The sequence below is a fragment of the Streptomyces sp. NPDC056503 genome (genome assembly GCF_042794995.1).
GTDB lineage: Bacteria > Actinomycetota > Actinomycetes > Streptomycetales > Streptomycetaceae > Streptomyces.
This window is the reverse complement of the sequence record NZ_JBHTST010000003.1, coordinates 17,721-40,968: the sequence shown is the minus strand read 5'-3', so window position 1 is coordinate 40,968 and position 23,248 is coordinate 17,721. Positions and strand designations below refer to the sequence as shown.

The 23,248-nt window shown below is 72.5% G+C and carries 22 protein-coding genes and 1 riboswitch; of the genes, 11 read left to right on the top strand and 11 right to left on the bottom strand.

Annotation, left to right across the window (positions count from 1 at the left end; genetic code table 11):
- Positions 1-12: 12 nt before the first annotated feature.
- The 5 genes from ACFQ8C_RS01550 to ACFQ8C_RS01530 all read left to right on the top strand — a co-directional run bounded on the left by ACFQ8C_RS01550 (position 13) and on the right by ACFQ8C_RS01530 (position 4,626).
- Complete coding sequence (locus ACFQ8C_RS01550) at positions 13-699, top strand: glycerophosphodiester phosphodiesterase (RefSeq protein WP_383451038.1); 687 nt, start codon at positions 13-15, stop codon at positions 697-699.
- Entirely contained in the window at positions 699-1,478 is a 780-nt protein-coding gene (locus ACFQ8C_RS01545) for an SAM-dependent methyltransferase (RefSeq protein WP_383451036.1), read from the top strand. Before ACFQ8C_RS01550 ends, ACFQ8C_RS01545 begins: the two co-directional genes overlap by 1 nt.
- A complete protein-coding gene (locus tag ACFQ8C_RS01540; protein WP_383451032.1) occupies positions 1,478-2,626 on the top strand; it encodes a sensor histidine kinase in 1,149 nt (382 codons plus the stop codon). Before ACFQ8C_RS01545 ends, ACFQ8C_RS01540 begins: the two co-directional genes overlap by 1 nt.
- Positions 2,623-3,336, top strand: a complete 714-nt coding sequence (locus tag ACFQ8C_RS01535) for a response regulator (RefSeq protein WP_383451030.1) — start codon at positions 2,623-2,625, stop codon at positions 3,334-3,336. Before ACFQ8C_RS01540 ends, ACFQ8C_RS01535 begins: the two co-directional genes overlap by 4 nt.
- Positions 3,337-3,432: 96 nt before the next feature.
- Positions 3,433-4,626, top strand: coding sequence for a serine hydrolase domain-containing protein (locus ACFQ8C_RS01530; RefSeq protein ID WP_383451028.1), 1,194 nt, complete (start codon positions 3,433-3,435; stop codon positions 4,624-4,626).
- A 101-nt stretch (positions 4,627-4,727) separates the two neighbouring features.
- Here ACFQ8C_RS01530 and ACFQ8C_RS01525 read toward each other — a convergent pair whose 3' ends face one another.
- The 3 genes from ACFQ8C_RS01525 to ACFQ8C_RS01515 form a co-directional block, all read right to left on the bottom strand.
- Positions 4,728-5,273 carry a hypothetical protein gene (locus tag ACFQ8C_RS01525; protein WP_383451025.1) on the bottom strand — a complete coding sequence of 182 codons (546 nt, stop codon included), beginning with the start codon at positions 5,271-5,273 and terminating at the stop codon, positions 4,728-4,730.
- An 89-nt stretch (positions 5,274-5,362) separates the two neighbouring features.
- On the bottom strand, positions 5,363-6,526 hold the full coding sequence (locus ACFQ8C_RS01520) for a PotD/PotF family extracellular solute-binding protein (RefSeq protein WP_383451023.1): 1,164 nt from the start codon (positions 6,524-6,526) through the stop codon (positions 5,363-5,365).
- Positions 6,527-6,681: 155 nt separating this feature from the next.
- A complete protein-coding gene (locus ACFQ8C_RS01515) occupies positions 6,682-8,118 on the bottom strand; it encodes a gamma-aminobutyraldehyde dehydrogenase (RefSeq protein WP_383451020.1) in 1,437 nt (478 codons plus the stop codon).
- A 205-nt stretch (positions 8,119-8,323) separates the two neighbouring features.
- Between ACFQ8C_RS01515 and ACFQ8C_RS01510 the strand changes: the two genes are divergently transcribed.
- The 6 genes from ACFQ8C_RS01510 (at position 8,324) to ACFQ8C_RS01485 (ending at position 14,461) form a co-directional block, all read left to right on the top strand.
- Positions 8,324-8,815 (top strand): Lrp/AsnC family transcriptional regulator, encoded by a 492-nt coding sequence (locus ACFQ8C_RS01510; RefSeq protein WP_383451017.1) that lies wholly within the window; start codon positions 8,324-8,326, stop codon positions 8,813-8,815.
- The gene (locus ACFQ8C_RS01505; protein ID WP_383451014.1) at positions 8,800-10,179 is read left to right on the top strand and encodes an aspartate aminotransferase family protein; all 1,380 of its coding nucleotides are present in this window, start codon (positions 8,800-8,802) and stop codon (positions 10,177-10,179) included. Before ACFQ8C_RS01510 ends, ACFQ8C_RS01505 begins: the two co-directional genes overlap by 16 nt.
- 202 nt (positions 10,180-10,381) lie before the next feature.
- Positions 10,382-11,110 (top strand): ABC transporter ATP-binding protein, encoded by a 729-nt coding sequence (locus tag ACFQ8C_RS01500; RefSeq protein WP_383451012.1) that lies wholly within the window; start codon positions 10,382-10,384, stop codon positions 11,108-11,110.
- Entirely contained in the window at positions 11,092-12,240 is a 1,149-nt protein-coding gene (locus tag ACFQ8C_RS01495) for a hypothetical protein (protein WP_383451009.1), read from the top strand. The genes ACFQ8C_RS01500 and ACFQ8C_RS01495 overlap by 19 nt, the downstream gene beginning before the upstream one ends.
- Positions 12,241-12,292: 52 nt before the next feature.
- Entirely contained in the window at positions 12,293-13,426 is a 1,134-nt protein-coding gene (locus ACFQ8C_RS01490) for an LOG family protein (protein ID WP_383451006.1), read from the top strand.
- 42 nt (positions 13,427-13,468) lie between these two features.
- Positions 13,469-14,461, top strand: coding sequence for a hypothetical protein (locus tag ACFQ8C_RS01485; RefSeq protein WP_383451004.1), 993 nt, complete (start codon positions 13,469-13,471; stop codon positions 14,459-14,461).
- On the opposite strand, the gene ACFQ8C_RS01480 is transcribed toward ACFQ8C_RS01485, so the two are convergent.
- From ACFQ8C_RS01480 to tsf, 8 genes are all read right to left on the bottom strand, one after another.
- Positions 14,446-15,522, bottom strand: a complete 1,077-nt coding sequence (locus tag ACFQ8C_RS01480) for an ABC transporter ATP-binding protein (RefSeq protein WP_383451001.1) — start codon at positions 15,520-15,522, stop codon at positions 14,446-14,448. The two genes, ACFQ8C_RS01485 and ACFQ8C_RS01480, sit on opposite strands and share 16 nt — an antisense overlap.
- Positions 15,522-17,135, bottom strand: coding sequence for an ABC transporter permease (locus ACFQ8C_RS01475; protein ID WP_383451224.1), 1,614 nt, complete (start codon positions 17,133-17,135; stop codon positions 15,522-15,524). Before ACFQ8C_RS01475 ends, ACFQ8C_RS01480 begins: the two co-directional genes overlap by 1 nt.
- A 38-nt stretch (positions 17,136-17,173) precedes the next feature.
- Positions 17,174-18,259, bottom strand: coding sequence for a thiamine ABC transporter substrate binding subunit (locus ACFQ8C_RS01470; protein WP_383450998.1), 1,086 nt, complete (start codon positions 18,257-18,259; stop codon positions 17,174-17,176).
- A gap of 82 nt (positions 18,260-18,341) precedes the next feature.
- Positions 18,342-18,451: riboswitch (TPP riboswitch) on the bottom strand.
- Positions 18,452-18,480: 29 nt separating this feature from the next.
- On the bottom strand, positions 18,481-19,587 hold the full coding sequence (gene rlmN / locus ACFQ8C_RS01465; RefSeq protein ID WP_383450996.1) for a 23S rRNA (adenine(2503)-C(2))-methyltransferase RlmN: 1,107 nt from the start codon (positions 19,585-19,587) through the stop codon (positions 18,481-18,483).
- A gap of 79 nt (positions 19,588-19,666) precedes the next feature.
- Positions 19,667-20,776: a phosphatidate cytidylyltransferase gene (locus tag ACFQ8C_RS01460; RefSeq protein WP_383450993.1), complete on the bottom strand. Its 1,110-nt coding sequence runs from the start codon at positions 20,774-20,776 to the stop codon at positions 19,667-19,669.
- Positions 20,776-21,333: a ribosome recycling factor gene (gene frr, locus ACFQ8C_RS01455; protein ID WP_189981032.1), complete on the bottom strand. Its 558-nt coding sequence runs from the start codon at positions 21,331-21,333 to the stop codon at positions 20,776-20,778. The genes ACFQ8C_RS01460 and frr overlap by 1 nt, the downstream gene beginning before the upstream one ends.
- Positions 21,334-21,383: 50 nt before the next feature.
- On the bottom strand, positions 21,384-22,151 hold the full coding sequence (gene pyrH, locus ACFQ8C_RS01450) for a UMP kinase (RefSeq protein WP_383450990.1): 768 nt from the start codon (positions 22,149-22,151) through the stop codon (positions 21,384-21,386).
- A gap of 169 nt (positions 22,152-22,320) precedes the next feature.
- Positions 22,321-23,157, bottom strand: a complete 837-nt coding sequence (gene tsf, locus ACFQ8C_RS01445) for a translation elongation factor Ts (RefSeq protein WP_383450987.1) — start codon at positions 23,155-23,157, stop codon at positions 22,321-22,323.
- Positions 23,158-23,248 lie beyond the last annotated feature (91 nt).

Sequence of the window (23,248 nt, the reverse complement as noted above, 5' to 3'; positions counted from 1 at the left end):
AAGAATGGGGCCATGCGATCCGTCACTGTCGTAGGCCACCGCGGCGACCCGTACCGCGCCCGTGAGAACACCCTCCCCTCGATCGGCTCCGCCTTCGAGCGGGGCGCGGACGCGGTCGAGGTCGACGTCCGCCTCACCAGGGACGGGGTGCCCGTCCTGCTGCACGACGACACCCTGAAGCGGCTGTGGGGCCACGACCGGCCGCTCTCCGCGCTCACCCACGAGCAGCTGCGCGAGCTGACGTACGGCGGGGTGCCGACGCTCCGCGAGGCGCTGCTGGCGGCCGGGGCGCACCGGCTGATGCTCGACCTGCCCGGGGGGAACGAGGACTCGGTGCGGAAGATCGTCGGCACGGTCCGCGAGGCCGGCGCGGGCGAGCGGGTCTACTACTGCGCCGGCGCGGTCGCGATGCTCCAGGTGCGGGCCGCCGACCCGCACGCGGAGATCGCGCTCACCTGGACCTCGCTCGCCCCGCCGCGTCCGGTGCTGCTCGACCGGGTCCGCCCGAAGTGGCTCAACTACCGTTTCGGACTGGTCGGTCCGGCGCTGACCGAGCGGCTGCACCGGGACGGGCTGCTCGTCTCGGCCTGGACGCCGGACACCCGCGGGAGCATGCGTAGGCTGATCGCGAACGGGGTCGACTCGATCACCACGAACCGGGTCGACGTCCTCGCCGCCGTCCTGCGAAAGGCTCCCTGATGAACGACCGGATCCGGACCGACATCGCCCACAACGCCCGGGTGTGGAACTACTGGTTGGGCGGCAAGGACAACTACCCGGTGGACCGGGCCGTCGGCGACCAGGTCACCGCCTTCTACCCGAGCATCGGCGAAGTCGCCCGTGCCGACCGGGCGTTCCTCGGCCGCGTGGTGACCCGGCTCGCCGAGGAGAGCGGCATCCGCCAGTTCCTCGACATCGGCACCGGGCTGCCGACCGCCGACAACACCCACGAGGTGGCGCAGCGGGTCGCGCCGGACGCCAGGATCGTCTACGTCGACAACGACCCGATCGTCCTCACCCACGCCCGCGCCCTGCTGACCAGCTCCCCCGAGGGCGTCACCGAGTACGTCGACGCGGACGCCCACGACCCGGAGAAGATCCTGGCGGCGGCGGGCGAGGTGCTCGACCCGGACCGGCCGGTCGCGGTGCTGATGCTCGGCATCCTCAACTTCGTCATGGACACCGACGAGGCCCGGTCGATCGTGCGGACGCTGATGGACGCGATGCCGTCCGGCAGCCACCTCGTCCTCACCCACCCCACGCTCGAACCGGAGCTGGGCGGCGAGGGCAACAAGGCGGCGATGGCGTTCTGGAACGAGAACGCCACCCCGCCGATCACCGCCCGCACCCGCGCGGAGTTCACCTCCTTCTTCGACGGTCTGGAGCTCCTGGAGCCGGGCGTCGTCTCCTGCGCCCGGTGGGGCGCGCCGGAGGCCGTCGCGGTGGCCCAGTTCGGCGCGGTGGGCCGCAAGCCGTAATGCGGATACGGGGGGTGGGGCAGGCCCGCGAGTGGGGCGCGGCGCATCCGGGAGCCGTGGACGCGGGGATCGCGCTGCTGGTGCAGGCGGCGGTGACGATGCCCTTCGTGGTGCCGCGCCCGCCGGAGCTGGAGCCGGCGACCTGGCCGGCGTACGGCCTGACGGCACTGACCGTGCTGCCGCTGGTGTGGCGGCGCCGGGCGCCGATGGCGGTGCTCCTCGCGGTGCTCGCCGCCAGCGGGGTGTACCGGCTGGCGGTGGACGGTCCCGGCCAGCCGCTGCCCTACCAGGGGCTGGTGTGCGTCTACACGATCGCGGTGCTCGCGCCGCCCTGGCAGCGGGCGGTGACGGCCGCGCTGCTGCTGGTCGCGGTCCCGGTGTCGGTGTGGCTCAACACCCAGTCGGCCCGTGAACTGACCTTCTCGCTCTTCGTGTTCGGCGCCGCCTACGTCTTCGGCCGGCTCACCGACGCGCGGCAGCGGGCGCACCGGGTGGAGGCGGAGCGGGCCGCCGCGCGGGAACGCGCGCGGATCGCCCGGGAGATGCACGACATCCTGTCGCACGCGGTGAGCCTGATGATCGTGCAGGCCGAGGCGGGCCCGGTGGCGGTGCGCCGGGCGCCGGAGCGGGCGGAGGCCGCCTTCGAGGCGATCTCCGCCACCGGACGGGACGCGATGGACCAACTGCGCCGGATGCTGGGCGTGTTGCGGGACGACGACGCCGGGGACGGGCGCTCGCCCCAGCCGGACCTGGCCGGACTGCCCGCCCTGCTCGACCGGGTGCGGTCCGGTGGTCTCGACGTCCGGTACGAGACCTCCGGCGAGGTGACGGGGCTGCCCTCGCCGCTCGCGGCGACCGTCTACCGGATCGTCCAGGAGGCGCTGACCAACACGGTGCGGCACTCCGGGGCGCGGAGCGCGACCGTGCGGATCGAACGGGCCGGCGGACGGCTCACCGCGCTGGTCCGCGACGACGGGCGCGGACCGGCCGCCGGGACGGGCCGCTCGGCGGGCCACGGCCTGACCGGGATACGGGAGCGGGCCGCCGCCCACGGCGGTGCGGCGGACATCGGCCCCGGTCCGGACGGGCGGGGCTTCGAGGTGCGGGCGGTCCTGCCCGTACCGGACGCGGCGGAGGTGCGGGCGTGACGATCCGTGTGGTGGTGGCCGACGACCAGGAGCTGGTCCGCAGCGGCTTCGCGCTGATCCTCGACGTCCAGGACGACATCGAGGTGGTCGCGGAGGTCGCCGACGGGGCGGAGGCGGTGGAGGCGGTGCGCCGGCTCCGGCCGGACGTGGCCCTGCTCGACATCCGGATGCCCCGGATGGACGGCATCGAGGCGTGCCGGACGATCAGCGCGGAGAGCGCCTGCCGGACGGTGATCCTGACGACCTTCGACTCGGACGCGTACGTGTACGAGGCGCTGCACGCGGGCGCGAGCGGCTTCCTCCTGAAGGACGTCCGGCGGGACGACCTGGTGCACGCGGTGCGGGTGGTCGCGGCGGGCGACTCGCTGCTCGCGCCCTCGGTGGCCCGCCGCCTGGTGGAGCAGTACACGGCGGGCGGGCCGCGCCGGACGGTCGCCCCCGACCCGCGCCTGGACGTGCTGACGGGCCGGGAGCGGGAGACGCTGCTGCTGCTCGCGCGGGGCCTGTCGAACGCGGAGATCGCGGCGGAGCTGGTGGTCAGCGAGCACACCGTGAAGACCCACGTGGGCAACGTGCTGGCGAAGCTGGGGCTGCGGGACCGGATCCAGGCGGTCATCTGCGCCTACGAGACGGGCCTGGTGGCGCCGGCGCCTCCCCCGCCGGGGGGAGTGCCGGGGGCCGGTCCCTCCCCCGCTCCGGCGAGGGGCTGAGCGGCGAGGACCGCCGGTGCGGGCGATCCGCCCGAGGGGGCCGCTCCGGAAGGCTGTGGGCATCGCGAACGACAGCCCACAGCCGAGGAGTCCGACATGAACGCGCCCCTGAAGAGGTCCACCCGCACCCTGCTCGCCGCCGCCCTGGCGCTGGGCGTCGCGGCCGGACCGGCCGCCCTCTCCCCCGCCTTCGCGGCGACGGCCCCGGCGGCTTCCGCCCCGGCCCCGGCGGCCCCGGCGACCTCCCCCGACCTGTCGGCGGTGATCGCCGGCCTGCCGCGCGCCGACGCGACGGCGGCCCTGGTGCGGGTCGGCGGCACCGAGGGCTCCTGGCGGGGCAGCGCGGGCGTCCACGACCTGGAGTCGGGCGCGCCGGCCGACCCGGCGGCCCGCTTCCGGGCCGGGTCGGTGACGAAGGTCTTCACGGCGGCGACCGTGCTCCAGCTGGCCGCCGAGGGCCGGATCGACCTGGACCGGACGGCCCGCTCGTACCTGCCGGAGCTGATCCCGGGCCGGTACGCGACGGTGACCGTCCGCCAGCTGCTGAACCACACCCACGGCATCCCGCCGGCGGACCTGCCGGGCGAGACCGTGGAGGAGTGGTACGAGCGCCGCTTCGACGTCCACACCCCCGAGGAGCTGGTCCGCTCGGCGACGGCGAAGCCGCGCGAGTTCCGGCCCGGCACCCGCCAGCACTACCTGAACATCGGCTACACGGTCGCCGGGCTGATCGTGGAGCGGGTGACGGGGGACGCGTACGAGGAGCAGGTGGAGCGCCGGATCCTGCGCCCGCTCGGCCTGCGGGACAGCTACTTCCCCGGCGCGGACCCGGGGATCGAGGGCCCGTACAACCACGGCTACCAGACCATGCGGCTCGACGACGGCACGACCGGCCTGCGGGACGTCTCGGTCTGGGGGGTGACGGACGGCTGGGCGGCCGGGGACCTGGTCTCGACCACGGCGGACCTGGAGCGGTTCACCCGGGCGCTGTTCGCGGGCCGGGTGGTCCGCGGCCCGCTCCTGGAGGAGATGTTCACCCTGCCGCGGGTCGCGGACCTTCGCAGCGGCGATCCGGCCGCCTTCTCGGTGGGCCTGTCGATGAAGCGGCTCGGCGGGCGCGAGGTCTGGGGCAAGACCGGCGGCCGCTGGGGGTACAACGCGGCGATCGCCTCGACCCGCGACGGCTCCCGCACCCTCGTCTACAGCGTCAACTCCACGGACGCCAAGGGCCAGGACACCAACCGGACGGTCCTGTCGCTGATGGTCGGCGCCTACGGCCTGCCGGACTGACCGCCGGGGCGCCCCGGCGAGTACGACCACCGGGGCGCCCGTCCGGTGGGTACGACCACCGGGGGCGCCCCGTCCGGCGGGACGGCCGCCGGGGTGGCGCCCTATCCGGCGGGTACGGCCGCCGGGGGCGCGGCCGGGGCCGTGGCGGCCTCCAGGCGCTTGATCATGCGGCGGACGTGGAGCAGCGGCAGGATGCCGAAGACGCCGAAGGACATGTCGATCACCGACCACCAGAAGGGGATGTCCCGGATCGGCCCGCAGATCAGCGCGAGCGGGATGATCCCGACGCAGGCGATCATGCCGAACTCGACGACCCAGATGTTGCGGACCGGGTCGCGGTAGGGCCCGTAGAAGGCGACGGCGATGACGAGGTGGGCGAAGGCGAGCCAGTCGGTGCCGTAGAGGAGGTACGGGGCTCCGTCCCCGGCCGCCTCGACCCCGCCGGCCACCTTGTGGATCCACTCGGCGAGCCCGGGCAGGGCCTCCGCGACGGGCGCGGCCCATCCGGCCAACGCGGAGTCGAGGTACCGGAGTTCGGTCACGAGGGGGAAGGCGGTGGCCCCGCTCAGGACGAGGCAGACGACGAAGAGGATCAGCCAGGCGCGGATGCGCGCGAGAAGGGCTCTCGGCCCGTTCGTGTCGCTCATGAGGGCAGCGTACGCCCTCCTTGAACGCGTTCAGAAACGGGGGTCGGCCTTCCCCGGCGACGAACGGGTCCGTGCTCGCGCCGGGCGGCTCACAGGCCGACGATCCCGTTCCAGCGCTTGGCCATGTCCTTGCGCTCGGCGGAGGTGATGTCGCGGGCGATGGCGAGGCGGGCGCGCATCTCCTTGTCCGGGAAGACGAGCGGGTCCTCGGCGAGGGCGGCGAGCTCCTCGTCGCCGGAGTCGGCGAGGACGGTCTGCGCGGCCGGGACCGGGCAGACGTAGTTGACCCAGGCGGCCAGTTCGGCGGCGACCTCGGGCTCGTAGTAGTAGTCCACCAGCCGCTCGGCGTTGGCCTTGTGGCGCGCGAGGTTGGGGATCAGCATCGACTCCGCCCACAGCTCGCCGCCCTCCTCGGGGACGACGAACTCGATGTCGGGGTTGTCGGCCTGGAGCTGGATGACGTCGCCGGAGTACGCCTGGCAGGCCAGCACGTCCCCGCTCGACAGGTCCTTGATGTAGTCGTTCCCGGTGAAGCGGCGGATGTGCTTCGCGCGGACCAGCTTCTCGATCTGGTCGCAGACGGTGTGGAAGTCGTCCTCGGTCCAGCGGGTGACGTCCGCGCCGTTGCCCTGCATCAGCAGGGAGATGGACTCGTCGAGACCGGAGAGGAGGGTGACCTTGCCCCGCAGGTCGGCGTCCCACAGCTGGCGCGTGGAGCGCAGTTCCCGGCCGAGCCTGCGCCGGTTGTAGGCGATGCCGGTGATGCCGGACTGCCAGGGCACGGAGTGGAGGCGCCCGGGGTCGAAGACGGGCCGGCGCAGCTGCGGGTCGAGCCGGTCGGCGACGTTGGTCTGGGCGGCGCGGTCCATCTTCTGGACCCAGCCGAGCCGGACGAAGCGGGCCGCCATCCAGTCGCTGACGACGATGAGGTCGCGGTCGACGGGCTGGCCGTTCATCAGGGCCGGGCCGATCTTCCCGAAGAACTCGTCGTTGTCGTTGATCTCCTCGGTGTAGCGGACCGAGATCCCGGTCCGCTCCCGGAAGGCGTCGAGACTGGGCCGCTTGCGCGGATCGTCGTCGTCGGTGTCGATGTAGAGCGGCCAGTTGGCGAAGGTGACGCTGCGCTCGCGGCCCGAGAGGTCCCGTCCGGCGCGCCGGTCCTCGGCGACGTACGCGGGCCTGACGCCGCAGGCGGCGAGGAGGCCGGTGGCGCCGGTGGCGCCGAGGCCCCTCAGGACGGACCGGCGGGGCATGGGTTTCCTGGCGATCGCTCTCACCCGCGCAGCATCCCGCCCGCCTCCGACCTCCCGCAATGGACGGTCCGTCGAGCCGCACGGCACGGCCCCGACACCTTGTCGATCACTGGGTCGACGGGTGCCGGGGCCGGGGCGGGGGACTACCGGGCGGTTCAGCCCAGCGAGGTCATCACGTGCTTGATGCGCGTGTAGTCCTCGAAGCCGTACGCGGAGAGGTCCTTGCCGTAGCCGGACTTCTTGAAGCCGCCGTGCGGCATCTCGGCGACCAGCGGGATGTGGGTGTTGATCCACACGCAGCCGAAGTCGAGCGAGCGGGACATGCGCATGGCGCGCTGGTGGTCCTTGGTCCAGACGGAGGAGGCCAGGGCGTACTCGACGCCGTTGGCGAACTCCAGGGCCTGCGCCTCGTCGGCGAAGGACTGGACGGTGATGACCGGGCCGAAGACCTCGTTCTGGACGATCTCGTCGTCCTGGTTGAGGCCGGAGACGACGGTCGGGGCGTAGAAGTAGCCCTTGTCGCCGACACGGTGGCCGCCGGCCTCGACCTTGGCGTGGGCCGGGAGGCGGTCGATGAAGCCGGAGACCTGCTTCAGCTGGTTGGCGTTGTTGAGCGGGCCGTAGAGCACGTCCTCGTCGTCCGGCTGGCCGGTCTTCGTCTCGGCGGCGGCCTTGGCGAGGGCGGCGACGAACTCGTCGTGGATGGACTCGTGGACGAGCACGCGGGTGGCGGCCGTACAGTCCTGGCCGGCGTTGAAGAAGCCGGCGACCGAGATGTCCTCGACGGCCTTCTCGATGTCGGTGTCCTCGAAGACCACGACGGGGGCCTTGCCGCCCAGCTCCAGGTGGACGCGCTTGACGTCCTTGGCCGCCGACTCGGCGACCTGCATGCCGGCGCGGACGGAGCCGGTGATGGAGGCCATCGCCGGGGTCGGGTGCTCGACCATCGCGCGGCCGGTCTCGCGGTCGCCGCAGATGACGTTGAAGACGCCCTTGGGGACGATCGAGCCGATGATCTCGGCCATCAGGACCGTGGACGCCGGGGTGGTGTCCGAGGGCTTGAGGACGACCGTGTTGCCCGCGGCGAGGGCCGGGGCGAACTTCCACACGGCCATCATCATCGGGTAGTTCCACGGCGCGACCTGCGCGCAGACGCCGACGGGCTCGCGCCGGATGATGGAGGTCATGCCCTCCATGTACTCGCCGGCCGAGCGGCCTTCGAGCAGCCGGGCGGCACCCGCGAAGAAGCGGATCTGGTCCACCATCGGCGGGACCTCCTCGCTCGCGGTGAGGGCGACCGGCTTGCCGGTGTTCTCGACCTCGGCGGCGATGAGCTCCTCGGCGCGCTCCTCGAACGCGTCGGCGATCTTGAGGAGCACCTTCTGGCGCTCGGACGGCGTGGTGTCGCGCCAGGCGGGGAAGGCGGCCGCGGCGGCCTCCATGGCGGCGTCGACGTCGGCCTGGCCGGAGAGCGGGGAGGTCGCGTACACCTCGCCGGTGGCCGGGTTGGTCACCTCGATGGTGCGGCCGTCGGCCGCGTCGCGGAACTCCCCGTCGATGTAGTTACGCAGCCGGCGCAGCTCGGTGGTCACTTGCCACCCCTCCTGTCACGTTCTGTTCCGCACGGCCTTGTGCGGGCGTCCCGATGGGTGAGACACCCCAGCGTACTTGTTCGGCTGACGCTTTCAACAGCCCCGACCCCCCTCGACTTCGGATTCAGTGACATCGAGAGCCCTCTACAACGAATTTCATCGCTCCGGGGTTGCGCGACTGCGCATCTCGGTGCACAGTGAAGGCGTGGCCAGTCGAAGCACAGACTCCAGAACCGGAATCGGTTCGTCCCCTACGGTCGACGCCGTCTCCCTGGCGATCATCGAGCAGCTCCAGGAGGACGGCCGCCGCCCCTACGCCGCCATCGGCAAGGCCGTCGGCCTCTCCGAAGCGGCCGTGCGGCAGCGCGTCCAGAAGCTCCTCGACCAGGGCGTCATGCAGATCGTCGCCGTCACCGACCCGCTCACCGTGGGCCTCAGGCGCCAGGCGATGGTCGGCATCCACGTCGAGGGCGACCTGGATCCGGTCGCGGAGGCGCTGACCGACATGCCCGAATGCGAGTACGTGGTGATGACCGCGGGCTCCTTCGACCTGATGGTGGAGATCGTCTGCGAGGACGACGACCACCTTCTGGACGTCATCAACAAACGGATCCGCACGCTCCCCGGCGTGCGCTCCACCGAGAGCTTCGTTTACCTGAAGCTCAAGAAGCAGACCTATATGTGGGGAACCCGATAACCGTGACCCAGGACCTCTCCAAGACCGCCTACGACCACCTGTGGATGCACTTCACCCGCATGTCGTCGTACGAGAACAGCCCCGTGCCCACCATCGTCCGAGGTGAGGGCACCTACATCTTCGACGACAAGGGCAAGCGCTACCTCGACGGTCTCGCGGGCCTCTTCGTGGTCAACGCCGGTCACGGCCGCCAGGAACTGGCCGAGGTCGCGTACAAGCAGGCCCAGGAGCTCGCGTTCTTCCCCGTGTGGTCGTACGCGCACCCCAAGGCCGTCGAGCTCGCCGAGCGCCTCGCGGACTACGCCCCGGGCGACCTCAACAAGGTCTTCTTCACCACCGGTGGCGGCGAGGCCGTCGAGACCGCGTGGAAGCTCGCCAAGCAGTACTTCAAGCTGCAGGGCAAGCACACCAAGTACAAGGTCATCTCGCGTGCGGTCGCCTACCACGGCACCCCGCAGGGCGCCCTGTCCATCACCGGCCTGCCGGCCCTGAAGGCCCCCTTCGAGCCGCTGGTCCCCGGCGCGCACAAGGTGCCGAACACCAACATCTACCGCGCCCCGATCCACGGCGACGACCCCGAGGCCTTCGGCCGCTGGGCCGCCGACCAGATCGAGCAGCAGATCCTCTTCGAGGGCCCCGACACCGTCGCGGCCGTCTTCCTGGAGCCGGTGCAGAACGCCGGCGGCTGCTTCCCGCCGCCGCCCGGCTACTTCCAGCGCGTCCGCGAGATCTGCGACCAGTACGACGTGCTCCTCGTCTCCGACGAGACGATCTGCGCCTTCGGCCGCCTCGGCACGATGTTCGCCTGTGACAAGTTCGGCTACGTGCCGGACATGATCACCTGCGCCAAGGGCATGACCTCGGGCTACTCCCCGATCGGCGCCTGCATCATCTCGGACCGCATCGCGGAGCCGTTCTACAAGGGCGACAACACCTTCCTCCACGGCTACACCTTCGGTGGCCACCCGGTGTCCTCGGCAGTCGCGATCGCCAACCTGGACATCTTCGACAAGGAAGGCCTCAACCAGCACGTCCTCGACCAGGAGGGCAACTTCTTCGACACCCTGAAGAAGCTGCACGACCTCCCGATCGTCGGCGACGTCCGCGGCAACGGCTTCTTCTACGGCATCGAGCTCGTCAAGGACAAGGTCACCAAGGAGTCCTTCACGGACGAGGAGACCGAGCGCGTCCTGTACGGCTTCCTCTCCAAGGCCCTCTTCGAGAACGGCCTGTACTGCCGCGCCGACGACCGAGGCGACCCGGTCATCCAGCTGGCCCCGCCGCTCATCGCCGACCAGGGCACCTTCGACGAGATCGAGGGCATCCTGCGCTCGGTGCTCACCGAGGCGTGGACCAAGCTCTAGTCCCCCGCCGCCACGCCGCCCTCACGGCGTGACCCCACGGCCCGGGCATGCCGCCATCCGAGTGGATGGCGGCGGCCCGGGCCGCGTGCTGTCCGTACAAACGGATCCGAATACTTACGGTGCCCAGTGACCGACAGGCCCGGCCCTCGTTCCCCCGGACGGGGGAACGGCAAGAATCGGATCCGACATCGAGGTGTACGCGATGGCCCCACCGGACAACGACGTGCTCTGGGCGCGTTCCCTGCACTGCTCCCTGGACGGCACGGAGGCCCTCAGCGGCGTCTCCGTCGGCGTCCGCGAGGGCGAGATCCTCGCCGTGACCGGACCCCGCGGCAGCGGCAAGACCACCCTCCTGCGCTGCCTCTCCGGCGAGCTCACCGCCCAGCAGGGCGAGGTCTGGTTCAACAGCGCGCCCGTCCACACCCTCTCCCCCGCCGGCCGCGAACGGCTCCGCCGCGAACGCTTCGGCTGGATCGGCCCCGAGCCCGGCCTCGTCCCCGAACTCACCGCCTGGGAGAACACCGCCCTGCCGCTGCTGCTCCGCGGCATCCCCCGCCGGGCCGCGAGGACCGCCGCCGGCGAGTGGCTCGACCGCCTCGACATCGGCGCCTGCGCCCGCGTACGCCCGCACGCCCTCACCCGGTCGCAGCTCCAGCGCACCGCCATCGCCCGCGCGCTCACCGCCGCCCCCTCGGTCCTCTTCGCCGACGAACCCACCGCCGCCCTGCACCGGGCCGACGGCGCGCAGGTGCTCCGCACCCTCACCGCCGCCGCCCGCTCGCACGGCATCACCGTGCTCCTCGCCACCCACGACGGCGAGGTCGCGGCGCTCGCCGACCGCACGGTCACCCTGCTCGACGGACGCCGGGCCGGCAGCGTGCCGCCCGCCTCGGGGGCGGAGGGCGTCGCCGCGTGCTCGCTCTCCGTCTAGTCCGCGGCTCCCACCCGCTGGTCCAGCTGCGGCGGCTCCTCGTCGCCACGGCCGCCGCCGGCGTGGGCTTCCTGCTGCTGTGCACCCTCGGCTACGCCGTCGGCCACCCCGAACACGCCGCGACCTCCGCGCTGCGGCTGCTCTGGTGCGCGCTGCCGATCGCCGCCACCGTCCAGTTCGCCGTCGCCGTCGCCCGCACCGACCCGGCCACCCGGCCCCGCCCCGGACTCTCCTCCGTCGGCCTCGGCCCGGCCAGGCTCACCGCCATCGCCGCCGCCTCGACCGCGGTCGCCTGCACCCTGGGCTCCCTGCTCGCCCTCCTCGTCTACCTCCACCTCCGCGGCGACATCACCGGCCTCCCCTTCGACGGGGCGGCCGCCGGACTGCTCGCCGCCGACCAGCCGCTGCCGCTGGCCGCCGCCCTCACCCTGCTCGCGATCGTGCCGGTCGCCGGCGCCACCGCCGCCGGCCTCGCCCTGCGCCCCCGCACCGGCACCCCCGCCCCCGAGGGCGCCGCCCGGCCCGTGCCGAACGGCCTGCCGTGGGGCGTGGCGCTCGTCGCCGTCGGCCTCGCCGTGGAGACGTACGCGGGCCGCGGCGGCGGCGCCGGCGTCGCCCTGCCCGGCCGCTTCGACGGCTCCCCCGCCGGCGTCCTCGCCGGCTGGATCCTCACCGCCACGGGACTCGCGCTCGCCGGCCCCGGCCTCACCCACCTGTGCGGCCGCCTCCTCCAGACCGCCCGCCCCGGAGCCGTCCGCCTCCTCGCGGGACGGGTCCTCATGGACGAGTCCACCCGCGTCGGCCGCCCCCTCGGCGTGGTCTGCGCGGTCCTCTCCGGCACCCTCGCCGCCGCCACCGTGTACGGCGCCGGGGACGGCGGCACCGCCTTCGGACCGCTCACCGGCCTCGGCGCCGGCGTCGTCATGGCCTGCACCACCGCGACCCTCCTCACCGCCGCCCTGGAATCCCGCCAGTGCCGCGCCCACACCACCGAGGCCCTCGTCCGGCTCGGCGCCCCGCCGACCGTGCTGCGCACCGCCGCCCTGCTGCGGGCCGGCGCCCTGCTCGCCGTCTTCCTCCCGCTGACCTGGCTCATCGGCGAACTCGCCGCCCTGCCGCTGACCGCCTGACCGGACGGAAAACCGGCGGGCCCCACCGCCACGGGCCGCCTATCGTGGGCCCATGGCGACGTCCCCACCGCCGCCGCGCCCCCACGGACGCGGCCGCGAGATCCACACCCTGGACGAGTTCGACGCGTCGCTCGCCCGGCCCGGCGGCCTCGCCGGGCTCCGGGTCCAGTCCGTCGACCTCACCGACCGCACCTTCGCCCTCCTCTCCGCCTCCACCACCGCCACCGTCTTCCTCGGCTGCCCCATGGAGCCCGAGGCGGCGGCCAAGGTCCGGGCCGACGGCGCACTGGTCTTCCCGCCCGTCCCCGACCTCCCCTTCGACCCGTACCGCAACCGGCTCTACACCCCCGACGAGCTGTACCGGGACGTCGCCGGCGCCGGCGGCTACGCGACCACCCCCGACGCCCTCTCCTACGCCTGGTTCGGCACCACCCGCGCCGACGGCGACGTCTTCTCCTCCATGCTCCGCTCGATCCACGACGACGCCGTCGGCGACGCCCTCGACGAACACCTCGCCGGCCGGCGGGTCGTCGGCGTCATGGGCGGCCACGCCATGGGCCGGGGCACCGAGGCGTACGCGGGCGCGGCCCGCCTCGGCCGCTCCCTCGCCCGCACCGGGTACACGGTGGCGACCGGCGGCGGCCCCGGCGCGATGGAGGCGGCGAACCTCGGCGCGTACACGGCCCCCTTCGACGACCCGGCCCTCGACGAGGCCCTCGCCCTCCTCGCGAAGACCCCGTCCTTCGCGCCCTCCGTGACGGAATGGGCCCGCGCGGCCTTCGGCGTACGGGCGCTGCTGCCCGGCGGCGGCGACTCGATCGGCATCCCCACCTGGTTCTACGGCCACGAACCGCCCAACGCCTTCGCCGGCCACATAGCCAAGTACTTCGCCAACGCCCTGCGCGAGGACGGCCTCCTGGCCCGCTCCACCGCCGGCGTCGTCTTCCTCCCCGGCGCCGCCGGCACCGTCCAGGAGATCTTCGACAACGCCACCCCCAACTACTACGGATCCCTCGGCGCCCCCACCCCCATGGTCCTCGTCGACCGCGCCCACTGGACCACCCGCCTCCCCGCCTGGCCCCTCCTGGAGACCCTCGCGGCCGGCCGCCCGATGGCCGCCCGGATCGCCCTGGTCGACTCCGTCGACGAGGCCCCGGCGGCGCTGGAAGGGCTGGGCACCGCGTAGATGGACCTCCTCGTGTGCGCGGGCTGCGGAACGGAACTGTCGGTGCCGGTGGAACGCGTCGCGCTGCCCCCGGAGACCCGCGTCCGCGCCGGCCACGAACCCCTGCCGCCGCTCATGGCACCGGGCACCTACGCCGTGGACCCCACCCCCTGGCGCCGGCCGTGGCGCGCCTGGGAGGAGCTGAGCGCGGCGGAAACGGCCGCGTCCGGCCTGTACGCCCCCGTGTACCCCGTCCCCCTCGGCCCGAGGAACCACCTGGTGCTCGCCCCCGGCGACACGCGCGGCACCCGGCTGGTCCCCGAGCGGTGCGAGAGCCACTGCCTGGGCATCGCGGCGGGCGAGGAACCCAACCTGGTGTGCGCCGGCTGCGGCCTGGGCGTCGGCTCACGGGAGGACGACTGCGGACTCTGGCAGACCGTCTGGTACGCCCCCGGCGCCGTGGTCCGCCGCCCCCTGGACGTCCCGGCACCCGCGCCGCCCCCGCCGGACCGGCCCCCTTACGACGGTTCCGACGAGGCCGACCGGGGCGACCTGCGCCTCGCGGCCGCCGCGGGCGCCGCCCTGGCCCGGCTCCTGGCCGCCTCCGGAGGCGCGCCCCTCGCCCTCCCCGCCGGTCCCGTCGCCGAACTCTTCGGCCGCGAGCTGACCCGGCTCCTCCCGGCGGGCCCGCCGACCCGCCGCGTGGCCCTCGCGGCCCCGGACCTCCCCGAGGACCGCGCCGACGTCGTCCTCGTACCGGCCGACCGCCGCACGGGAGAACCGACCCCGCCGAAAGCCCCGCCCGCCCGGCCCGCCGACGCCCCGGTCGCGGTCCCGGTGACCGCCCGCCTCTGGGCCGGCCTGGCGCTCCCCGCCGAGACCTCCCCGATGCCGCTCTCCGGACGGCCGCCGGCCGGCGTGCTCCGCGACGACTACCCGCTGCCGGACCGCCCCGGCCGACTCCGCGGCCCCGACCGGCACACCCTCCGCTGGACCCTGTCCCGGATGCCCGAGGTCCGGCAGCCCTGGCTGCGCGCCCTCTACGACCGGATCTGACCGGCCCCGCCGTCCCCGTGACCACCACGGCCCCCGTCGCCTCCGTCGCCCCCGTCCAGCACGACGACCTCCGCGGCCCGGAAGGCCACCGCCACCTCCGCGCCCTCCTCCGGAACCTCCCGCGGCGGGACCTCCGCCTCCAGCGGCGGACCGTCCGCCGGCCGCAGGACCACCGAGACGTGCCGGCCCCGGAAGGTACGGGACTCGACCCGGCAGGCCAGGCCCTCGCCCGCCACACGGACACCGGCCGGGCGGACCAGCAGCGTCCGCTCCCCCTGGGGCGAACCGTCCGGGACCGGGATCCGGCCCCACACCGTCTCCGCCACCGCCCCGGACACCGTCGCCGCGACGACGTTCTCGAAACCGAGGAACCGGGCCACGAACTCCGAGCCCGGCCGCTGCCACACCTCCACCGGCGTCCCCGACCGCACGATCCGCCCGTCCCGCATCACCACCACCCGGTCCGCGAGCGCGAACGCCTCGCCCTGGTCGTGGGTGACCGCCAGGACCGTCGTGCCGAGCCGCCCGAAGAGCGCCCGCAGCTCCACCACGAGCCGCTCCCGCAGCCCCCGGTCCAACTGCCCCAGCGGCTCGTCCAGCATCAGCAGCCGGGGGCGCGGCGCCAGCGCCCTCGCCAGCGCCACCCGCTGCTGCTCGCCGCCCGACAGCGCGGCGACCGACCGCCGGCCCGCGCCCGGCAGCCCGACCAGGTCGAGCAGCTCCTCGACCCGCGCGGCCCGCTCCCCCTTCGGCACGCCGTGCATCCGCGGCCCGAAGGCCACGTTCCCCGCGACGTCCTTCTGCGGGAACAGCTGGTGGTCCTGGAACATCAGGCCCACCCCGCGCCGGTGCACCGGCACCCCCGCCTGGTCGGCACCACCGAGCAGCACCCGGCCCTCGTCCAGCGCCTGGAGCCCGGCGACCGCGCGCAGCAGCGTCGACTTGCCGGACCCGCTCGGCCCCAGCACGCACACGATCTCGTGCTCGGCGACCTCCAGGTCCACCGCGTCGAGCACCGCCCGCGCCCCGAACCGTACCGTCGCTCCGTCAAGGGTCAGCATCAGAACTCCCCGGTGGTCCGGTCGGTCCGCAGCCGTTCGAGCAGCAGCAGGGAGACCGCGCACACCACCATCAGAATCGTCGACAGGGCCATCGCCTGTCCGTAGTTGAGCTCGCCCGGCCGGCCGAGCAGCCGCGCCACCGCGACCGGCAGGGTCGGGTTGTCGGGACGGGCGATGAAGACGGTCGCCCCGAACTCCCCGAGCGAGACCGCGAAGGCGAACCCGGCCGCGATCAGCAGCGCCCGCCGCACCAGCGGCAGGTCCACCTCGCGCCAGGCCCGCCACGGCGAAGCGCCGAGCACCGCCGCCGCCTCCCGCAGCCGCTGGTCCACCGCCCGCAGCACCGGCAGCATGGTCCGCACCACGAACGGCACCCCGACCAGCGCCTGCGCGAGCGACACGAGGATCCAGCTGGCCCGCAGGTCGAACGGCGGCTCGTCCAGCGTGATGAGGAACCCGAAACCGACCGTCACCGCCGACACCCCCAGCGGCAGCATCAGCAGCGCGTCGAAGCCCCGCACCAGCCGCCCCGCCCGCCGCGTCAGCGCCGCCGCGGCGAGCCCGCCGATCACCACCGCGATGCCCGTGGCCACCACCGCGTACCGCAGCGAGTTCCCCACCGCCTCCAGCGGCGGCACCAGGAACGTCCCGGCCTCGTCGAGCGAGCCGAGCGCCCGGTAGTAGCGGAGCCCGTACCCCTCCGGCGTGGCGAGGGAACGCTCCACCAGCACCCCCAGCGGCAACAGGATCAGCGCCGCCACCGAGGCCAGCACCCCGCCGAGCAGCGCCCACTGCCCGACACCGCGCGGCCGGCGCGCGGTCAGCTCCGGGGAGACCAGCCGCAGCGCCGTCTCCCGCCGCCGTACCGTCCGGGCGTGCACGGCGAGGATCACACCGACCGCCACGAACTGGACCAGCGTCAGCACGGCGGCCGTCCGCAGGTCGAGCAGCCGGGCCGTCTGCCGGTAGATCTCCGCCTCCAGCGTCGTGTACGCGTCCCCGCCGAGGATCTGCACGACGCCGAAGGAGGTGAAGGTGAAGAGGAAGACCATCAGCGCCGCCGCCGACACCGCCGGCACCAGCGCGGGCAGCGTCACCGCCCGCCACGCCGTCCACCGGGACGCGCCGAGCACCCGCGCCGCCTCCTCCTGGCGCGGGTCGAGCTGCGCCCAGAGCCCGCCGACGGTCCGGACGACGACCGCGTAGTTGAAGAAGACGTGCGCGAGGAGGATCGCCCACACGGAGCTGTCCAGCCGCAGCCCCCACAGCTCGTCGGTGAAGCCGCCCCGGCCCACCAGGGCCAGGAACGCCGTGCCGACCAGCACCGTGGGCAGCACGAACGGCACGGTCACGACCGCCCGCAGCACCCCCTTGCCGGGGAAGTCGAAGCGGGCGAAGACATACGCCCCCGGCAGCGCCACCAGCAGCGTCAGCCCCGTGGAGGCGACCGCCTGCCACACGGTGAAGCCGAGCACGTCGAGGATGTCGGAGCGCCCCAGCGTCGTCCCGATCGCGCCGAGGTCCCAGGCGCCGTCGGGCCGCAGCCCGCGCTCGACGATCGAGACCACGGGCCAGGCGAAGAAGAACGCGAAGAACGCGACGGGCAGGGCCATCAGCCCCAGCCGCGCCGCGCTCCCCTTCACCCCACGCCTCACTTGAGGAGCGACGACCACTGCTGGATCCACGCCTCGCGCTTCTCGGCGATCTTCTCCGGCTCCATCGTCTCCGGCTTCTCGACGACCACGCCGTGCTTCGTGAACAGCTCCGGCAGGGTCGCGTCCTTCGCCACCGGGTTCACGAACATCTGGAGCGGCATGTCGTCCTGGAACTTCTTCGACACCAGGAAGTCGATCAGCGCCTTGCCGCCCTCGGGGTTCTTCGCCCCGTTCAGCAGACCGGCGAACTCGATCTGCCGGAAGCAGGTGCCGGTGGACACCCCGGTGGGGGCCTCCTTCGGCTGCGGCTCGGCGTACAGCACCTCGACCGGCGGGCTGGAGGCGTAGGAGACGACCAGCGGGCGGTCGCCCTTGGCCTCCTTGCCGCCGGCCGAGCCGGAGAACTCCTGGTTGTAGGCGAGCTCCCAGCTGTCGACGGTCTTCACGCCGTTCGCCTTCAGCTTCGACCAGTAGTCCTGCCAGCCCGCGTCGCCGTACTTCGCGACGGTGCCGAGGAGGAAGCCGAGGCCCGGGGAGGACCGCTCGGGGTTCTCCACCACGAGGAGGTCCTTGTACTCCGGCTTCGCCAGGTCGTCGAAGGACTGCGGCGGCGCCAGCTTCTTGTCGGCGAAGTACTTCTTGTCGTAGTTGACGCAGATGTCGCCGGTGTCGATCGGGGTGACCCGCTTGTCGAGCTTGAAGCCGGCCGGGATCCGGTCCGCGCCCTTCGCCTCGTACGTCTCGAAGATGCCGTTGTCGACGGCGCGGGAGAGCAGGGTGTTGTCGACGCCGAAGAAGACGTCGCCCTGCGGGGAGCCCTTGGTCAGGATCTCCTTGTTGACGGCCTCGCCCGCGTCACCGGCCTTCAGCACCTTCACGGTGAAGCCGGTCTGCTTCGTGAACTCCGCCAGCACCTCCTTCGAGGCGTTGAAGGAGTCGTGGCTCACGAGGGTCACGGTCTTCGGCGCGGGCTCTCCGGACTTCCCCGCGGCCTCGCGGACGGACTCGGTGGAGCAGGCGGCGAGGCTCGTGACGCCGAGCGCCGCGACCAGCGCGACGGCGGCGGCCTTCCTGGTGTTCATGTGATGTCCTCCTGGGTGGGACCAGGAAGAGACGCGGCCCTGCCCGCGCCCGGGGAGACCGGACGCGGGCAGGGCGCAACAGCTCGAGTTACGACCGAACTTCCTACCCGGAATGACCCGGGCGAGGTTCAGAGGGTCTGCGGTCTACGGTTACCGCACTCTCAGCGCTGTGGCGCTCCCCTGTCGGAATATGCAGGTGTGTTCGAGCACAGGGTACAAGGTCAGCGTTCGGCGGCCGCGAGCTGCCCACAGGCGCCGTCGATCTCCTGGCCCCGGGTGTCCCGCACGGTCACCGGCACGCCGTGCCGGGCGATGGCCTCCACGAAGGCCTTCTCGTCCTCCGGCCGCGACGCGGTCCACTTCGAGCCCGGCGTCGGGTTCAGCGGGATCAGGTTGACGTGCACCCGCTTGCCCTTGAGCAGCCGGCCCAGCAGGTCGCCGCGCCACGCCTGGTCGTTGATGTCCCGGATGAGGGCGTACTCGATGGAGATCCGGCGGCCGGACTTCTCGGCGTACTCCCAGGCCGCGTCCAGCACCTCCCGCACCTTCCAGCGCGTGTTCACCGGCACCAGCGTGTCCCGCAGCTCGTCGTCCGGAGCGTGCAGCGAGACCGCGAGCCGGCACTTGAAGCCCTCGTCGGCGAAGCGCAGCATCGCCGGCACGAGCCCGACCGTGGACACGGTGATCCCGCGCTGCGAGAGCCCCAGCCCGTCGGGCTCGGGATCGGTCAGCCGGCGGATGGAACCGACGACCCGCTTGTAGTTGGCGAGCGGCTCGCCCATCCCCATGAAGACGATGTTCGACAGCCGCGCGGGCCCACCGGGCACCTCGCCGTCGCGCAGCGCGCGCATGCCGTCGACGATCTGGTGCACGATCTCTGCGGTCGACAGGTTCCGGTCGAGACCGGCCTGCCCGGTCGCGCAGAACGGACAGTTCATGCCACAGCCGGCCTGCGAGGAGATGCACATCGTCACCCGGTCCGGGTAGCGCATCAGCACGGACTCGACGAGCGTGCCGTCGTGCAGCCGCCACAGGGTCTTGCGAGTGGTGTCGTCGTCGCACGAGATGTGCCGCACCACCGACATCAGGTCGGGCAGCAGCTCCCCGGCCAGCTTCTCCCGCGAGGCGGCCGGGATGTCGGTCCACTCGGCGGGGTCGTGCGCGTACCGCGCGAAGTAGTGCGTCGACAGCTGCTTGGCGCGGAAGGGCTTCTCGCCGATCGCGGCGACGGCCTCCTTCCGCTCGGCGGGCGAGAGGTCGGCGAGGTGCCGCGGCGGCTTCTTGGCTCCGCGCGGGGCGACGAAAGTGAGTTCTCCGGGCTTGGGCATGGTGATACCAGTGTCGCAGAGATACGAGGAAGGGCCCGCCATCCTGTGGATGACGGGCCCTTCCCCTGGAAACCGCAGGTCAAGCCGTTCCTACGAAGAGCGCCAGCAGCAGCCACACCACCGGCGCCGTCGGCAGCAGCGAGTCCAGGCGATCCATGATTCCGCCGTGCCCGGGGAGCAGCGTCCCCATGTCCTTGATGCCGAGGTCCCGCTTGATCATCGACTCGCCGAGGTCGCCGAGCGTCGCGCTCGCCGCCACCGCGAGACCGAGGACCAGCCCCTGCCACCAGGTGCCGTCGTCGATCAGGAACTGCATGCACAGCGCGCCGGCCGCCATCGCGAAGGCCACCGCGCCGAACAGACCCTCGCGGGTCTTGCCCGGACTGATCCGCGGCGCCAGCTTGTGCTTGCCGAAGCGCCAGCCCACCGCGTACGCCCCGGTGTCGCTGACCACCGTGAGCAGCAGGAAGGTCAGCACCCGCCACGGCCCGTCGTCGGCGGTCAGCAGCATCGCCACGAAGGTCGCCAGGAACGGCACGTAGAACGCGGCGAAGACCCCCGCCGTGACGTCCTTCAGATACCCCTCGGGGGGTTCCGTCATCCGCCAGACGAGGACCGCGAGCGCCGTCAGGGCCATCGCGACCCACGCGCCCTCGGGGCCCCGCACGTAGCCGGCGACGACCATGGCCGCACCGCCGACCGCGAGCGGCACCAGCGGCGCCTTGATCGCCTTGCGCTCCTGGAGCCGGGAGGTCAGCTCCCACAGGCCGACGACCACGGCCACCGCCACCACGCCGACGAAGGCCGGCTTCCAGATGAACAGCGACGCGATGATCACGGCCCCGAGACCGACGCCGACCCCTATCGCGGCACCCAGGTCCCGGCCCGCGCTCTTCTTCTGCCGCGGCGCGGGGGCCGTGGACGGCGGAGGAGGCGGGACGGGGCTGGGCATGGGCTCCTGCGGGTGCTCGTTCGGGGTCTCGTCACGGAACAGGGGACCGCTCGGGTGAGCAGCCCCCCGTCCGTGTCCGTCCTGGAATCCGCCGGCGGGAACGTCGGGCACGATGGGCATGGGGCGAGTCTGCGCCGCCTGGTGCCGATCGCGGGCGGGACCCGCCGGGGCAGGCCCCTGGTCGGGTCCGCCGAGACCTGAACCGGCCGCCGGCGCCCCCCAGGATGAGTCGTTCATCAGACCTCGAGGAGCTCGGCTTCCTTGTGCTTCAGCAGCTCGTCCACCTGCGCGACGTACTTCGCGGTGGTGTCGTCGAGCTCCTTCTCGGCACGGCGGCCCTCGTCCTCGCCGACCTCGCCGTCCTTGACCAGCTTGTCGATGGTCTCCTTCGCCTTGCGGCGCACGGAGCGGATCGAGATCTTGGAGTCCTCGGCCTTGGTCTTGGCGACCTTGATGTAGTCGCGGCGGCGCTCCTCGGTCAGCTCCGGGAAGACCACTCGGATGATGTTGCCGTCGTTGCTCGGGTTGACGCCGAGGTCCGAGTCGCGGATGGCCTGCTCGATGTTGCGCAGCGCGCTCTTGTCGAACGGGGTCACCACGGCCATGCGCGGCTCCGGCACCGAGAACGAGGCCAGCTGGTTGATGGGGGTGATGGCGCCGTAGTAGTCGGCCACGATCTTGTTGAACATCGCCGGGTGCGCACGGCCGGTGCGGATCGCGGCGAAGTCCTCCTTGGCGACCACGACCGCCTTCTCCATCTTCTCCTCGGCCTCGAGGAGGGTCTCTTCGATCACCACATGCTCCTGCGTGTCGTCGCGTTGTGTCGGTTGAGGGCGGGCCTGGGTCAGGCCCGGGTGCCCTGGTCGCTCACGAGTGTGCCGATCTTCTCACCCGTCACGGCGCGCGCGATATTGCCCTCGGCGAGCAGTTCGAAGACGAGGATCGGGAGCTTGTTGTCGCGGCACAGGGTGATGGCGGTGGCGTCGGCGACCTTGAGGTCGCGGGTGATGACCTCGCCGTACTCCAGCGCGTCGAACTTGACCGCCCCGGGGTTGGTCTTCGGGTCGGAGTCGTAGACACCGTCCACGCCGTTCTTGCCCATGAGGAGCGCCTCGGCGTCGATCTCCAGCGCGCGCTGGGCGGCGGTGGTGTCCGTGGAGAAGTACGGCATGCCCATGCCGGCACCGAAGATGACCACGCGGCCCTTCTCCAGGTGGCGCACGGCACGCAGCGGGATGTACGGCTCGGCGACCTGGCCCATGGTGATGGCGGTCTGCACGCGGGAGTCGATGCCCTCCTTCTCCAGGAAGTCCTGGAGGGCGAGGCAGTTCATCACGGTGCCGAGCATGCCCATGTAGTCGGAGCGGGCCCGGTCCATACCGCGCTGCTGGAGCTCGGCGCCTCGGAAGAAGTTGCCGCCGCCGATCACGATCGCGATCTGGGCGCCGTCGCGGACCACGGCCGCGATCTCACGCGCGATGGCGTGCACGACGTCCGGGTCGACACCGAGACCGGTACCGCCGGAGAAGGCTTCCCCGGACAGCTTCAGCATGTAGCGGCCGAGCTTCTTGCCGCTGTTGTCGTCGTGGCCCTGTTCGGCGCCCTGATTCATGGAGATCTCCTCGTACACATACGAAGAAGGCCATTGCCCTGGGTCCTCGTGGGTTTCCCGTACGGCAATGGCCTCCTCGTCACATCTGCGGTCGTCCCGCGCGGGGCGGGACGACTGTCTCAGACCCTACCCGGGTCCGGTGTCCGTCGCTTTCGCGTGGACGACGGACTCAGATGCCGACCTTGATGCGGCTGAAGCGCTTCAGGGTGACACCGGCCTCGTCGAGGACCTGCTGGACGGACTTCTTGTTGTCCAGGGCGTACGGCTGGCCGAGCAGCGTGGCGTCCTTGAAGAAGCCGTTGACGCGACCCTCGACGATCTTGGCGATCGCGGCCTCGGGCTTGCCCTCGGCGCGGGTGGTCTCCTCGGCGATGCGACGCTCGGACTCGACGACCTCGGCCGGGATGTCCTCACGGGTGAGGTACTTCGGCGCGAAGGCGGCGATGTGCTGCGCGACACCCTTGGCGACCGCGGCGTCTTCCTTGTCGAACTCGACGAGGACACCGATCTGCGGCGGGAGGTCGGGCATGGTGCGGTGCATGTACGCGGAGACGTAGCCGTCGGCGTAGGCCGCGAAGCGGTCCAGGACGATCTTCTCGCCGAGGTTGGCGTTGGCCTCGTCCACGTAGGCCTGCACGGTCTTGCCGGCCTCGATCTCGGAGGCGAGCAGGGCCTCGATGTCGGCCGGCTTGGTGGCGGCGACGTGGGCGGCGAGGGCCTCGGCGACGGCGAGGAACTTGTCGCCCTTGGCGACGAAGTCCGTCTCGCACTTCAGCTCGACGATGACGCCGGAGGTGTTGTCGTCGGCGATGAGGGAGACCACGGCGCCGTTCTCGGCGGAGCGGCCCTCGCGCTTGGCGACACCCTTCTGGCCCTTGATGCGCAGGGCCTCGACGGCCTTGTCGACGTCGCCGCCGGCCTCTTCGAGGGCCTTCTTGCAGTCCATCATGCCGGCGCCGGTGAGCTCACGGAGCTTCTTGACGTCAGCGGCGGTGTAGTTCGCCATGAGTCTGTTTCTCTCTCGAAGTCAGAAAGATCTACGAAGATCTACGGCGGGACGGCGGGGGCTTCTTGGGCCCCCGCCGTCACCTCCGTGG

What these genes read in the sequence shown, in the direction of transcription:
- ACFQ8C_RS01545 (WP_383451036.1), top strand. Translation starts at nt 699, where the DNA reads ATGAACGACCGGATCCGGACCGACATCGCCCACAACGCCCGGGTGTGG.
- ACFQ8C_RS01470 (WP_383450998.1), bottom strand. Translation starts at nt 18,259, where the DNA reads ATGAACACCAGGAAGGCCGCCGCCGTCGCGCTGGTCGCGGCGCTCGGC.
- ACFQ8C_RS01475 (WP_383451224.1), bottom strand. Translation starts at nt 17,135, where the DNA reads ATGGCCCTGCCCGTCGCGTTCTTCGCGTTCTTCTTCGCCTGGCCCGTG.
- ACFQ8C_RS01520 (WP_383451023.1), bottom strand. Translation starts at nt 6,526, where the DNA reads ATGCCCCGCCGGTCCGTCCTGAGGGGCCTCGGCGCCACCGGCGCCACC.
- ACFQ8C_RS01540 (WP_383451032.1), top strand. Translation starts at nt 1,478, where the DNA reads ATGCGGATACGGGGGGTGGGGCAGGCCCGCGAGTGGGGCGCGGCGCAT.
- tsf (WP_383450987.1), bottom strand. Translation starts at nt 23,157, where the DNA reads ATGGCGAACTACACCGCCGCTGACGTCAAGAAGCTCCGTGAGCTCACC.
- ACFQ8C_RS01460 (WP_383450993.1), bottom strand. Translation starts at nt 20,776, where the DNA reads ATGAACGACTCATCCTGGGGGGCGCCGGCGGCCGGTTCAGGTCTCGGC.
- ACFQ8C_RS01550 (WP_383451038.1), top strand. Translation starts at nt 13, where the DNA reads ATGCGATCCGTCACTGTCGTAGGCCACCGCGGCGACCCGTACCGCGCC.
- ACFQ8C_RS01480 (WP_383451001.1), bottom strand. Translation starts at nt 15,522, where the DNA reads ATGCTGACCCTTGACGGAGCGACGGTACGGTTCGGGGCGCGGGCGGTG.
- ACFQ8C_RS01530 (WP_383451028.1), top strand. Translation starts at nt 3,433, where the DNA reads ATGAACGCGCCCCTGAAGAGGTCCACCCGCACCCTGCTCGCCGCCGCC.
- ACFQ8C_RS01500 (WP_383451012.1), top strand. Translation starts at nt 10,382, where the DNA reads ATGGCCCCACCGGACAACGACGTGCTCTGGGCGCGTTCCCTGCACTGC.
- rlmN (WP_383450996.1), bottom strand. Translation starts at nt 19,587, where the DNA reads ATGCCCAAGCCCGGAGAACTCACTTTCGTCGCCCCGCGCGGAGCCAAG.
- ACFQ8C_RS01490 (WP_383451006.1), top strand. Translation starts at nt 12,293, where the DNA reads ATGGCGACGTCCCCACCGCCGCCGCGCCCCCACGGACGCGGCCGCGAG.
- pyrH (WP_383450990.1), bottom strand. Translation starts at nt 22,151, where the DNA reads ATGAATCAGGGCGCCGAACAGGGCCACGACGACAACAGCGGCAAGAAG.
- ACFQ8C_RS01525 (WP_383451025.1), bottom strand. Translation starts at nt 5,273, where the DNA reads ATGAGCGACACGAACGGGCCGAGAGCCCTTCTCGCGCGCATCCGCGCC.